The organism is Paenibacillus sp. FSL R5-0749 (genome assembly GCF_038595085.1).
Lineage (GTDB): Bacteria > Bacillota > Bacilli > Paenibacillales > Paenibacillaceae > Paenibacillus.
This window is the reverse complement of the sequence record NZ_CP152005.1, coordinates 405,062-418,350: the sequence shown is the minus strand read 5'-3', so window position 1 is coordinate 418,350 and position 13,289 is coordinate 405,062. Positions and strand designations below refer to the sequence as shown.

At 49.4% G+C, this 13,289-nt stretch carries 10 protein-coding genes; 6 read left to right on the top strand and 4 right to left on the bottom strand.

The genetic code is table 11. The features are described 5' to 3' along the window. Positions 1 to 93 precede the first annotated feature (93 nt). From MKY85_RS01995 to MKY85_RS01975, 5 genes are all read left to right on the top strand, one after another. Complete coding sequence (locus MKY85_RS01995) at positions 94 to 744, top strand: response regulator transcription factor (protein ID WP_017691068.1); 651 nt, start codon at positions 94 to 96, stop codon at positions 742 to 744. Further along, a complete protein-coding gene (locus MKY85_RS01990) occupies positions 737 to 1,852 on the top strand; it encodes a PAS domain-containing protein (protein WP_339239187.1) in 1,116 nt (371 codons plus the stop codon). The genes MKY85_RS01995 and MKY85_RS01990 overlap by 8 nt, the downstream gene beginning before the upstream one ends. A gap of 269 nt (positions 1,853 to 2,121) precedes the next feature. After that, complete coding sequence (locus tag MKY85_RS01985) at positions 2,122 to 2,616, top strand: Lrp/AsnC family transcriptional regulator (protein ID WP_062837151.1); 495 nt, start codon at positions 2,122 to 2,124, stop codon at positions 2,614 to 2,616. Positions 2,617 to 2,628: 12 nt separating this feature from the next. After that, complete coding sequence (locus tag MKY85_RS01980) at positions 2,629 to 3,216, top strand: chromate transporter (protein WP_307540492.1); 588 nt, start codon at positions 2,629 to 2,631, stop codon at positions 3,214 to 3,216. Positions 3,217 to 3,218: 2 nt separating this feature from the next. Next, positions 3,219 to 3,770: a chromate transporter gene (locus MKY85_RS01975; protein WP_342571649.1), complete on the top strand. Its 552-nt coding sequence runs from the start codon at positions 3,219 to 3,221 to the stop codon at positions 3,768 to 3,770. 564 nt (positions 3,771 to 4,334) lie between these two features. Here MKY85_RS01975 and MKY85_RS01970 read toward each other — a convergent pair. Then, the gene (locus MKY85_RS01970) at positions 4,335 to 6,710 is read right to left on the bottom strand and encodes an Ig-like domain-containing protein (RefSeq protein WP_342571648.1); all 2,376 of its coding nucleotides are present in this window, start codon (positions 6,708 to 6,710) and stop codon (positions 4,335 to 4,337) included. A 208-nt stretch (positions 6,711 to 6,918) separates the two neighbouring features. On the opposite strand from MKY85_RS01970, the gene MKY85_RS01965 reads away from it, so the two are divergent. Then, the gene (locus tag MKY85_RS01965) at positions 6,919 to 7,524 is read left to right on the top strand and encodes a class I SAM-dependent methyltransferase (RefSeq protein WP_342571647.1); all 606 of its coding nucleotides are present in this window, start codon (positions 6,919 to 6,921) and stop codon (positions 7,522 to 7,524) included. A 263-nt stretch (positions 7,525 to 7,787) separates the two neighbouring features. Here MKY85_RS01965 and MKY85_RS01960 read toward each other — a convergent pair whose 3' ends face one another. The 3 genes from MKY85_RS01960 to MKY85_RS01950 all read right to left on the bottom strand — a co-directional run bounded on the left by MKY85_RS01960 (position 7,788) and on the right by MKY85_RS01950 (position 13,061). Beyond that, positions 7,788 to 8,924 carry a glycosyl hydrolase gene (locus MKY85_RS01960; RefSeq protein ID WP_342571646.1) on the bottom strand — a complete coding sequence of 379 codons (1,137 nt, stop codon included), beginning with the start codon at positions 8,922 to 8,924 and terminating at the stop codon, positions 7,788 to 7,790. A 188-nt stretch (positions 8,925 to 9,112) separates the two neighbouring features. Continuing rightward, positions 9,113 to 11,077: a glycosyl hydrolase gene (locus MKY85_RS01955; RefSeq protein ID WP_342571645.1), complete on the bottom strand. Its 1,965-nt coding sequence runs from the start codon at positions 11,075 to 11,077 to the stop codon at positions 9,113 to 9,115. Beyond that, positions 11,070 to 13,061, bottom strand: a complete 1,992-nt coding sequence (locus tag MKY85_RS01950; protein ID WP_342571644.1) for a heparinase II/III family protein — start codon at positions 13,059 to 13,061, stop codon at positions 11,070 to 11,072. Before MKY85_RS01950 ends, MKY85_RS01955 begins: the two co-directional genes overlap by 8 nt. Between the last annotated feature and the right edge of the window lie 228 nt (positions 13,062 to 13,289).

The window sequence follows — 13,289 nt, the reverse complement described above, 5'->3', positions numbered from 1 at the left end:
GTGAGAGAAGCTATTCGGAGATTAAAGCTCTGAATGGCTTCTTTTTTTGTTATGATATAGATAGAACTGAGGAAGCGGACAGGGGGAAATCATGTGATTCAACTATTAGTTGTAGACGACCATGTTGTCGTGCGATCCGGGCTGATTGCTTTACTTGAAGGAAAGAATGATATACATATCGTTGGGGATGCCGCAGATGGTGATGAAGCCATTGCCAAAGCTCAAGAGTTAAAACCGGATGTGGTCTTGATGGATTTCAGCATGCCGCCAGGCAAAGACGGTCTGACCGCTACGGCTGAATTGAAGAAATTGATGCCGGATGTCTCCATTCTAATACTGACCATGCATGACGATGAAGAATATCTATTCCGAGCCATCCATGCGGGAGCATCGGGATATATACTCAAAAGTGCGCCGCATGAAGAATTGCTTGCCGCGATTCGTTCCGTAGCAGAGGGTAGCGCCTATCTGTACCCCAGTGCGACCAAACGGCTGATGAGTGAATACCTGGACAAAGCCAAACAGGAAAACGCCGGCCCATATGACACGTTATCCGAGCGGGAGAAAGAGATTTTGTCCTGGATTGCCAAAGGTTACGCCAACAAGGAAATCGCCGAACATCTGATCATCAGTGTCAAAACGGTCGAATCCCACAAAAGCAATCTGATGGAGAAACTTGGCCTGCGTACACGACCGGAACTGGTGAAGTTCGCCATGAAAAAGGGGTTGCTGAACTTTGAGTAGTGCACGCAAGAACAGACTAAGTGGACTCGCAGACCAGCCCGTACGCCTTCTGCTGAACGAAATCGATAATCACATTACCGATAATGAATTTCGCAGCAGGTTGAAGGGCTCCCTGCATCAACTGAGTGATCTGAAGTTTGCTCTGGATGAGTCCTCCATTGTGGCCTTAACAGACCGCAAGGGGAAGATCCAGTATGTGAATGATAAATTCTGTGAGATCTCGCAGTATGAGCGCGAAGAACTCATCGGTAAGGATCATCGAATCATTAATTCCGGATACCATGGCAAAGCCTTTATGAAAAACCTGTGGGACACGATATCCTCAGGCAAGGTATGGAACGGGGAGATTCGCAACCGTGCCAGAGATGGCAGTTACTATTGGGTCAACACCACCATCGTGCCTTTCCTCGATAATGACGGCGAGCCGTATCAATACCTGGCTGTACGTAGCGAGGTCACCAAGCTGAAATCCGTCGAAGGTGAATTGCAGAAGATGATGTCCCAGGTCATGAACATTCAGGAAGAGGAAAGACGCCGGATCTCGCGTGAACTGCATGACGGGATTGGACAGAGTCTCTTCTCTCTGGTGATTCAGATGGACCGATTGCTGGCAGACCAGCCTCACGCCGGAGTTGAAGCACTGCGTAAGCAGGTCACGGGTATTATGGAAGATGTACGCGGGATGGCATGGGAACTGAGACCATCCGTTTTGGATGACCTGGGTGTTGTTCCGGCAATTCGTACGTATATTGAGAATTACACCCGTCACTACGGAATTGAAGTTGATCTGGAATGTAATCTGCGCAAACGGCTGGAGATGAACCGGGAGATCGCCATATACCGGATTATTCAGGAAGCCTTAACCAATGTCGCGAAGTATGCCGATGTTGCCGAGGCACGTGTTACTGTAGAAGACGCTGAGGACATGACGATGGTTATTATTGAGGACCAGGGTGCTGGATTCAGCGAAGCAACCGCTGGCAATGGTGTTGGGTTGTTCAGCATGGAAGAGCGTGCCCGTGGTGCAGGTGGAACGTTGAGAGTTTCTTCCGAGCCTGGTGAGGGCACAACTGTTACCCTTTTCCTGCCCAAGACAGCTCAGCGATAACCGGACCTGATTCGTATCGTGCCTGGCGCTACATTCCAACTCTATCTATTTAACCGGCTGCTCGCCCTTAGATTATGCGAGTGGCCTTTTTCTTTCCGATTGGTCAAAATGACAAAATGAAGGCTTAAAATCGGTTAAATTCAATAATGATAATAAATAGATTGACTCCAGTTACGATTCGTCATTAAACTATGAATGCCACATACACATTGTATGTTCAGTAAAATTTCATTGTTCATTTCATATAGCGAAAGAAAAGGATGGTCAACATGTCAGAGAAACGCTCCTCCAAAGGGGGAGAAATTCCGCAAATGTACAATCTGGACGAGATGGATCGCAAAATTATTGCCGCACTTCACAAGAATAGCCGGATATCCTATACGGACTTGGGTACACAGATCGGGTTGTCGCGTGTAGCTGTTCAGGCACGCATTAATGCGTTATCCGAAAAAGGAATCATCGAACGCTTCACCGTGGTGATCAACCCTGGCAAGGTTGGGCTCCAGGTCTCCGCCTTTTTCAATGTCGATGTGGAACCGCCCTTCCTGGATGAAGTCGCGGAGAAACTGGACGAAGAGCCTGCCGTTACCAGCCTTTATCATATGACAGGGCCTAGTACCCTACATATGCATGGTATTTTTGCAGATATGGAAGAGATGGAGCAGTTCTTGCTGGAGAAGCTCTATAAGATGCCAGGTATCGTCAAAGTGGAATCACAGTTATTGTTGAAACGCTATAAAAGCCGGATGGGCATGAGACTCTAGGAGGAAATCAGCATGGGTTGGAAAGATTACAACGGTCTCGTCATCGGAATGGTACGAACCGGAATTCTCGGATACGGCGGCGGTCCTTCGGTTATTCCGTTGATCCGTTACGAAGCCGTTACACGTTACAAATGGGTCAGTGATGAGGAGTTCGGCGAGATTTTGGCTATCGCCAACGCCTTGCCGGGTCCCATCGCGACCAAGATGGCCGCATATCTCGGCTATAAAACCAAAGGTGTACTGGGCGCGATTGTGTCCGTACTCGCTCATATTTTGCCGACAAGCATTGCCATTATTGCTCTGCTCGGTTCCATGTACGCGCTGCGCGAGTCAAAAGTGGTTGCAGGTATGGTAGCCGCTGTTCGACCGGTTATTTTTGTCATGCTGGGCATGATGGCTTATGAATTTGCCATGAAGGCCTGGAAGGGGCTCGGCAAAGTTTTTGCCGCCCTATTCGGGGTGATTGCCTTTGTATCGTTACAGCTGCTGAACATCCATCCAGGGATTGTGATCGCGGTTTTCCTTGGATATGGTGTCTTCCATCTGGATCTGGTCCAACGCTTCAAATCCAAAGGCAATTCCGATAAGGGGGTGTCCTGAGGATGCTCCAGACATGGTGGGAATTATTTTGGGGATTTTTCGTAGCAAACATATTGGGATATGGGGGCGGCCCGGCTTCCATTCCGCTAATGCAGGAAGAGATTGTGAACCATTACCATTGGATGACCACAGAGCAATTCGGGGATGTGTTGGCGATCGGTAATGCCCTTCCCGGCCCGATCGCAACCAAAATTGCTGCATTCGTCGGGTATCACGTGGCGGGCTGGTTTGGGGCGTTTATCGCAACGTTTGCCACAATCGTGCCTTCCGCAACCGCATTGATTTTATTACTTCGTCTATTGAACAAACACCGCACGTCACCGAAAGTCAAAGGTATGACTTTACTCGTGCAGCCTGTTATCGCTGTACTCATGATTCTGCTCACATGGGAATTCGGGCAGCTATCCACTGATTCCATCGGCATCTGGCAGACATTAATCATTGCCGGCATCTCGCTCTGGGTCATGACCAAGACCAAGCTGCATCCAGCCATTCTAATCGTGATCGCTTTTGCCTATGGTGCACTGGTGCTGTCCCATACGATGTATTTATAGAAACATAGTGGGTAACTTTGGCGAATAGCAAGACTATGTTTATTTCCATTTTCATTTTCTAAGGAACCGAGGACATCTTATTTATTCTTATAATCCTCTTTTTAAATTGTAAGGAACATCAGACACGCTATATACCAAAATCACTTGAGAAAAGGGCTATAAAAGACTGCATTTTCCGATATAGCGTGTCTCAGATTCCTTAGATTTCTGCAAATGCTCCAACTCCTTGAATAAGATGTCTCAGATTCGTTAACGCAGATATCCCCTGTTTCATTCGTACGCGATATGACGACACACTGGATCATGTTGGAATCGATAAAATCCTAGTGAAACGTGAAAAAACTCTGTTTTGGCATGTCCATCTTTTGCGGCGTCTTCATCGCTTGCTCGCATATTCAGGACGCAGGGCACATGCCCGCTCGGGACACGATAAGGTATACTTCGGCTTTCAGCCAGTTGAAGACAAGCTCTCTAGTTTATAGACAAAAAACGGTGACCCCAGCGATCAAGCCAGGGTCACCGTTTTTTATATTGCGCGTTTCATACTCCCATTAGGAAAAACAATTACTTCGCTTCAACCACTACGGTTACTTTCGTTTTCACACCTGCAAATGTCACCGTAATCGTTGCTTTACCTTTACCATTCGCCTGAATGACACCATCTTTCACCGATGCTGTTGCAATACGGGAAGATTTCCAGAGAGCCGGTTTGGACACATTAGCTTCACTGCCATCAGCATACGTTGCAGTTGCCGCCACAGTTACCTTTTCACCAGGTTTCATGGTCAACGTTACTTTATCCGTCTGCAAATATTTCAGTGTATCCACATCTACGGCAATTGTGACAGACTTACTGCCGTATTTGGCTGTGATTTTAGCTTTACCTGAACCTGCAGCTTTGACTTTACCTTTAGTCACCTGAGCAACAGTGTACTTATTCGTTTTCCACTCCGCTTTGTCCGTAACATCGCGCTCGCTACCGTCGCTCAAGAAAGCAGTTACTGTCAGATCAGCTGTATCGCCTGATTTCAGGGAAAGAACTGGCTCTGATGCTTCAATACGTGAGATGACATCCACTTCAACCTGGATCGTTACTTTTTTGGAGCCGTATTCTGCTGTGATGTTGGCTTTACCACTGCTGTTACCTGTGATCACGCCTTTTTTCACATCTGCTACACGAGCATTGCTGGATTTCCAGGTTGCTTCGGATGTAACATCCAGTGTGTTGCCGTCCTCATCCGTACCTGTTAGAAGGATGGTCTGTGTTTCTTTGGCAGACAATACGACGAAGTTCACATCGGCTTCCAGACCACTAGCCATACCTACTTCAACAGGCAGAGTCAGCGTTTTGCCCTCAATTTTTGCAGTAATCGTTACTTTACCTGTGGCAACACCTGTGATAACCCCTTTGCTATCTACCTCAGCGATTTTGTCGCTGCTGCTGCTCCAGGTTGCATCTTCGGATACATCCTTGGATGTCTCACCGTAAATCGCCAGTACTTTGGCATTGGTCGTTCCACCAACAGCTACTGAAGCTTTTTTCTTATCCATTTCATACTTGTCCGGAACGTCAACATTTACGGTAAACTTGGCTGTTTTACCGCCATAAGTTACAGTGATCGTAGCTGTACCGGATTTGTAAGCAATCAGATCTCCGTTGGATACATAGACAACATCTGCATTGCTTGAAGTCCATGTTGCTTTGGACGTTACCACTTCTGTGCTTCCATCAATATACTCAGCATTGGCTACCAATGTTTTGGACTTGTTATCACCCGTAACACTCATGGCGAGCTTGTCATTCACATCTTTGATATCCAAATATCTTGCCGTATCTACATCCACAGCAATTTCTACAGTTTTGCCACTATAGGTTGCCTTGATCGTTGTTGAACCTGCACTAATGGCTGTGATTTGTCCCTTAAACACCGTTGCAACCTTCTCGTTGCTGGATGTCCAAGTCGCTTGATCCGTTACATTCACATCACTGCTAGTTGGATAAGAAGCCGTTAATACGATATTGGCTGTATTCTTGTCCCCACCCAAACGGAAGAAAATACTTTGTTTCTCCACACTCAGTTTGCTGGTCAGATCCACATCCACGTCAACGGATACGGATTTCGTACCGTATTTGGCTGTGATCTTGGCAGAACCTGCCGAGTATCCTGTAATTTCGCCTTTGAGAACATCTGCAACTTTTTCATTGCTGGATGTCCACTCCGCCAGATCGGTTACATCTTTGGTTGTACCATCTGGATACGTAGCCGTCACTTTCACACTTTCACTTTTGTTCAACAACAGGTTAACCTGCTGTTTATCCACATCTACACGCTTAACCACTTCAACGTTAACATCCACCGTCACGCTTTGGCTGCCAACTTTGGCTGTAATCACAGCTGTACCCGCGCTTTGTCCAGTTACTTTACCATTCACAACGGTAGCAACCTTCTCATCACTGGTAGACCATTCTGCTATCTCAGAAGCCTTATCGTTCGGTGTATTGTCACTATAGATTGCTGTCAAAACGATATCCTTCGAATCTCCTGTGCGCAAATCCAAACTTTGCACGTTTTTCGAAAGGGCTTTGACCTTCTTTGTCACTTTCACTTGAACGGTCTGACTCTGACCCTGGTACGCTACCGTAATCGTTGCTGTACCTTCTTTTTTGGCTGTAATTGCGCCATTATATACAGTTGCTATCGAAGTATCACTGGTACTCCAGGATGAACTGATCGTTACGTTTGCCGACGTATTATCAGAATATACACCTGTCACCGTAACGGAACTGGAATCACCAACTTCGAGCGACATCTCATTCTTGGAAACCACAATTTTGGACAGTTCTTTGTCTGCCGCAGCGGCCAAGCCTACGTTGGTTATACTCAGTATCAACACCAGCATCATCACCATGTACTTGGTCAATCTTGGCTTTAACATCATTTCCCCCCGATTATCATCATTTTTTTCCTTATGTATAATGTCGGCAAGTCCTTTCCAGATGTTTAGACTTTCAGGGAATTTTCAGGAAATTCTATGGAAATTAATTCTTCTTCTATTCCGGTTTCAACCGTTCATACCTGCGATTAACGTGCATAACCTATGTATATCGACTGTCTTGAACTTCTTTTAACAGAATTGGAGGAAACCTATGCCTCAACCTTTTGATTACATCGGGTATTGGGAGAAAACATATCGCTCAGGTGAAACTTCCGGGAGAGGTTCATACGGAGTATTGGCTGAATTCAAGGCCGAAGTCGTGAATGGACTGATTCAACGTGAAGGTATTCATCGAGTCATTGAGTTTGGATGCGGGGATGGCAACCAGTTGCAATACATGAATTATGAGGACTACCTGGGCGTTGATGTCGCCGCTTCTTCGATAAAACGCTGTGCTTCCCAGTTTGCCAAAGATCCGTCCAAGAGCTTCATGCTGTATACACCAGGCCTGTGGATTAACCGTGGTTTTCTGCAAGCCGATCTCACGGTCTGTCTGGATGTGTTATATCACATCACGGATGAAACCGATTTTCGTAATACCCTGTATGATATTCTGCACTCTTCAACGGCATGGGTGGTGCTTTACACCCGTTTGAAAGAAAACGACACCCCCGGGGTCGATACCATCCAGGATCGTAATCTGTTCCATTATCTCTACGACTACCCGGATTTCAAGGTGCATGAGATTATTCCGCAGCGATATCCGGATCAATCATCTGCCGACTTTGTTATCCTGAGACGCACATCTTCGAAGTGAAAAGTGATTCTTTCAGTAGAGCATAGCAATTCTGCACCCCAACCGGACCCGTATGAATGAGATATTCATACGCCAGATATTCATTTGTTTTCCTTCAATTATGTACACCATCCGCCTGTCCGCTCACCTCGATTGTCCATTCAAAGCTCAAGCTTGGGTATACTCCGTCTCCAATAGAAGGGATAGCGTTCCTGGTACTGGAGACAGCCTTATGCGGACAGGTGATGATGGATTACAACATTCTCAGTTCTCCATTCCTCTTTTTAAAATAACCCCTCACGCCCACGCAGCTTCGCCAGCGCTTCCATATAGAAATAATCGCCGTATATAATCGGCACATTCAGCCCTCGCCCTTCCGGGTAATGCACCGTTCCCTGCATGATCAGCCCTTCTTCCGCTGCCGAGTCACCGGAGCTGTAGTGCTCATGCAAGCCGCGGACGATTCGCTCTCCCGCGGCGGCATAGGTTTCCCCGCGTGGCGACAGCTTCGCCAGCTCTATAAGCCCGCTTGCGGCAATCGCCGCAGCGGACGAGTCCCACGCCACCCGATGCTCCGCAGGTGCGCGGAAATCCCACACCGGCACGATCTCTTCGCCAAGCATGGCGAGGAAGAAATCGGCCGCATGCTCCGCTGTCTCCAGATATCGGGCTTCGCCCGTATACCGGAAAGACAGCGCAAACCCGTGCAGCGCCCAGGCGGTGCCCCGCGCCCAGGCGGAACCTGGAGCATGGCCCTGTCCGCCATGCTCACGCAGCTTCTGCCCCGTGTGTGGATCGAACTCCACCACGTGGCAGATGGACCCGTCAGCGCGGATGAATTCGCGCGCCACGGTGTCCGCATGTGCTTCCGCCAGCCAGCGGAAGCGAGGATCGCCGCTCTGCTCGGATGCCCAGTAGAGCAGCGGCAGGTTCATCATGCTGTCAATGATGGCTACGCCGCGCGTATCCATTGCTGACGAGCTGAAGTTCCAGGCGCGGATGAACTCACCGCGCACATGGAACCGGGCAGCGAGCAGGTTGGCGGCGAGCATGCCGCGCCGCCGTCCATCCATGCTGCCCGTCTGGCGGTAGTTGGCTACGCCACTAAGCAGCCAGATGAACCCCAGATCGTGATCCACCGATTCGGGATCACGCAGACAACCTTCCAGCTGCCGCTCACAACTTTCGGCAATGCGATGCAGCGGAGCGACCGCTTCACTTTCCGGTGCATCCCCATAGACCAACCTTAACAGGCCAGGCCAGAAACCTGCTGTCCACCATTCCGGATCATTCTGGTCATACGTCCCTTGCGGGGCAATGTGCGGAAATGTATCCTTGATCCGCTTTGCATTCCGAATCGTTTTGGCAGCTCCCTGTTGCCACGCTTCCTCCAGCCATTTTACCGACGTTGATGTGTTCATAAACATATCCCTCCCCGATTCAATACCGGACATCTCTGCTCGATGCTCCAGATCGATCTCAACTTATCTCTAGTGTCTTATGCCGTCACTACAATATCGATCAGCTAAATATCACCAATCATCCACGAATAACACGTTTAACTATGCTTCGAGTGTTTTGCGATGTTTCAGATCTAATGATCCTCGACCTAAACGCCTTCCTGTGTAACCTCACCCAATCGGACCGTAAAGGTCAGACTACGTGCTCCGTTCACTTCAATCCGCGCTTCTTTCAGCAACCCATTACGGGAAGCCACGACCTGATCCTCCAGATGAATAATGGCTTCCTGATCCAGCGCTGTAGATTCGACATATGCCCCCCGATACGTAGTGCGCACACTTTGATCCGTATGGGTAATCACCGCCTGTTCACGACCATCATGGAACATCAACGGGATGAGTGCACCTGCCGCCACAATCTCACCTTGGAATTCATACGTTATGGTCAGCAAGTCTGCCTGCTGCACATAATGAGTGCGCAAGGTTTCAACACCAGGCAAGGGACCAACCCATGTCACAGCAAAAGAATTCTCTGAGGCGTTTATCCCCTCTTCCGCAGCTCTTTCCGCCAAATGTCCCTCTACTTGATTCGACGTATCCTGGCCCACTTTTTCATACACGATTGACCCACCTCCCTGAGCAGGGTCTAATCCAACATCCCGATCATACGCACCACCCGATGGAATACCCTCTGCAAGGCTATGCCATACCCCATCTGGTGTCTTCCAGGCAGGACAATAGCTGAGCGGACGGACCACCCCTTCGGCAAATTCCGTGAATCCGGCCTGCACATGGCTGGCAGCGGACGGACCAATCAGACCAGGTAACCCCGTCTGCTGAATTCGTACCAAACCAGGGATCGTATACGGATCATTCATCGCTGTGTGTACTACCAGTTGCTGACCAGGTACGGATGCAATCACGGTTTCGAACCACCCATCGGTCTGCAACACTCGGCTGCCCACCTCGGAAGGAAGGTACACTTGGCTCACTTGGTCTCCCGGATCACTGAGACAGGCGTGGGCCAGTGCTGCTGCTGTCCACAGGTTGTAACACGTGTGGTTGGTATAGATCTCATACCCGTGCCGATCTTCTGGTGCGTATTCATTGCGCACGATTTTCAGGCGCCCATCATCCATTTTCCAGCGCTCCACAGCAGCAAAACATTGATTAGCCGCACGTGCAAAAGCACCAGCCATCACCGGATCTCCCGCCTCCAGAGCCTGAGTTGCATGTGTAGAACATACATAAGCGGCGGCCGCTTCATTCCATTGGTGCTGAGAGCTGCGACCACGCGGTGGAATCTCACCTAATGGCGAGAGCGTCAGTAGCGAGCTGAAGGCACCATGGTGCAGCTGCTCACGTAACCTATCGGCAGTGGCTCCCTCATAACCCGCCTCAAGCATCACGCCCAGATGATAACGGGTGGCAATATCATAGGAAAATGGACAGTTCGGACGGTCCAGCGGTCCATCCTGATACAAACCAAGTGCCGTAAATCGGGGCAGATGATAAGCTTCCAGATAACGATCCATCCACGTTGTATCTTCACTTGCCAGCTGTTCATGCCACCGCAGATATTCGCCAGAGATCATAATGGCGTTCCAGTTAATCATGCGATTGGGATTATTCATGTTGCTCATCGTAAATACATAATCTTGTTCAGGATGGATCGTCTTGAGCGCCTCTGCCCAGATCTTGGCTTGTTCAGGCAGATGTGACTTCAACAACATGTAAGCTCTCATCATGAGTACCGGGAAAAAATCAGGGTGATTGTCAGGTGCGCTACGTTTGACCACGGCATCAATGCTCTGTGACAGGGCCGCCGCGGCAGAATCAAGCAGATCCGTACGTCCCGCATTAACCAGGACTGCCGCAGCCATCGCATAAGCTGGAGTAGAGTAATATCTCTCCACACCCGAGAACGGATCGATGATTGCACCATCGCTGTCCTGATACGGGGTGTAAGCGCGCACAATACTCTCCACAAGTTCCAGTTTGCGATCCTGATTCCAGCCGTCTGCCGGAGCGGGGCCCGCTTGTTCTGCCAACGTCCGGTAACGTTTGAGTTCATCTTTCCATGGATACGTGGACACAGATGTATATTCACTCATGCATGCTCACCTCGTTTTCTCCCTTTTTCGGTTCAATGATGAAGCGTACCTCACATACCGTTTCAAGTGGGGCATCACCTTCGATCCCATGATCGCTGTCGCCCACTGCCCCTATCCATGATAGTGACGTCCGATAGAATGTGACGGGATCATTGTCATGATCAACTGTGTTCATAACCTCCGAAAAAACCTGCCACTGGTTCGCATCATACGTCATATGGACCGTTCCATGCACACCTTGCCAGCGAAGGTTACCGCTCTTCACCACCTCAGGTTGTACTCTGCTCATCCAGCGCTCCACTACGCTCGAACATCCTGCATCTGAATCGTCCACCGAAGAGAATCGTTCTGTCGAAAGCACCATCCTGCTCTTCCATTGAAAACGGTCAATTAGACGCAATTCCGCCCCACTCCCGCTACCTTCAGAAGCCATCTTCCAATGAAATTGACGTGTATAACGAGCCAATGAAGCAGCTCCAGGGTATGCGGATGTCAGATCCAATGTTGTATTCAGCTCACCGCTATCCGCTGCCAGTCTTGCCTCTAACACATGGGCTTGCGCTTGCCGGCCCGAGCTTTGCTCCTGGCCTTCAATGAGCGGAACGTTATGCCCGGATGACGAGATGTGGAACAGGTGCTCTCTGCCTGGTGCAAAATACGCTTGGGTATACAACCCTGCTCCTGGATCACACAGGATATTCTCACCCCCGCAATGGATAATGAACTGACCCAGATCATTATGGTTGTGAGGTTCATCATTATGCCCGCCTTTAACGGAAACAGCCACATGAAGGGGCGCGCCGCTGGAACGTTGGTTACCTGGAGAATCAAGCACACCCTTCGCAACCATCCAGCCCAGATTTTGAAAAATAAATCCTCGTTCAACCTGTCCAGAGGCTCCTTCATCACCATATACTGCCGGATTGCTCCACATTACGTTCCGCACTAGATGTGCCCAGCGATGACAGGGATCATCGGTAAGCAGTGGAATATGAAGCGGCAGACCTACCTGCAACCCCACCCGGGACGCGAGCAGCGAGAGTAATCCGGAAGGAATCTTTTCCTGCTCGGCACTGTCCGAATAATTCACGAATATGCCGCCCGACAGATGAACTCGCAGCGGGAAGGCTGCGATGGCTGCTATTTTGAAACCTGTCAGCAGATCCAGTTCGCCCTCACTGTACTCACGAAGCATCTCGGCATAATAGGTGAAATAACCAAATCCATATACCCAATATCCGATGCCTTCAGCACAGCCGCCATCCTCGCCATAACCACTTAGGAATGCGTTCATACAGCTGACCGTATGGGAGATTGATTCCCGTATTGCGGACTCATCCTCGAGCAGCAACAATGCGGCCATGCCGCAGCAGCCACCACAGACCGCCGACCAATTGTGATCCGCTGTCTGCCAGTGGAACTTCCGTTGATCCCGGTAAAGCGGAGTGAAGATTCGCTGTTCTGCTTCGAACCTGATTCGCTCTATGACAAGGGGGTCCAGTCGTTCGGCGTGAATCGTCACCATCTCTGCCAGCATATGTACCGTCTCTGCGGCGAACAGATCGATGTTCCCATTCACCTGATCGACCTCTCCCGTCCCGAGATGTGCGGGCAAGCACCACGTATACTCACCACACACGTTCCACAACATTTCCTCCAGCCCTTGCAGTGCATCCGGCCTAGCCGAATCCAATGCGAGCATTGCCACAGCAGCCAGCCTGCCCCTTCGATCGAAATAAGCCTGCTCATAGGCTTTCCGCTCACCCGTATCCCCGAACTGGCGGTATAGACCGAACGACAAGGAGGGCAAGGGTTCCAACAAGGCGCGTTCACCATAAGCCTTCAAGTCCGTGTATAACGTAGCCAATTCAGGTCGGAGCAACTGCTCTCGAAGTCTGTCGGCACGTAGGGAGCCTGCTGCTTTGCTCTCATTTCCACGTTGGTTTATATTTTCATTTTCGACTTCGTGAATGGAATCTTCCACTGGATTCACCACTCTTCGTTAATGGATTGACATACCTATATATTATAATGTAATCGATTTCATTTTACCGGATATGATAGCACTTTTGAAGAATTATCCATTAGAATCCATTCCACCGCGTTATGCCCTTCTCCTTCCAAAACCAAAAAAAGGAGAACCCTCGTCAGGTTCTCCGTTGCATTCTGCCTGTCAACACAGGCTTTTGATGGCTATCTCATGTTCTTAGCT

Coding starts and splice junctions, on each gene's coding strand:
- MKY85_RS01980 (WP_307540492.1), top strand. CDS start 2,629: ATGGGTTGGAAAGATTACAACGGTCTCGTCATCGGAATGGTACGAACC.
- MKY85_RS01960 (WP_342571646.1), bottom strand. CDS start 8,924: ATGAACACATCAACGTCGGTAAAATGGCTGGAGGAAGCGTGGCAACAG.
- MKY85_RS01970 (WP_342571648.1), bottom strand. CDS start 6,710: ATGATGTTAAAGCCAAGATTGACCAAGTACATGGTGATGATGCTGGTG.
- MKY85_RS01985 (WP_062837151.1), top strand. CDS start 2,122: ATGTCAGAGAAACGCTCCTCCAAAGGGGGAGAAATTCCGCAAATGTAC.
- MKY85_RS01975 (WP_342571649.1), top strand. CDS start 3,219: ATGCTCCAGACATGGTGGGAATTATTTTGGGGATTTTTCGTAGCAAAC.
- MKY85_RS01965 (WP_342571647.1), top strand. CDS start 6,919: ATGCCTCAACCTTTTGATTACATCGGGTATTGGGAGAAAACATATCGC.
- MKY85_RS01955 (WP_342571645.1), bottom strand. CDS start 11,077: ATGAGTGAATATACATCTGTGTCCACGTATCCATGGAAAGATGAACTC.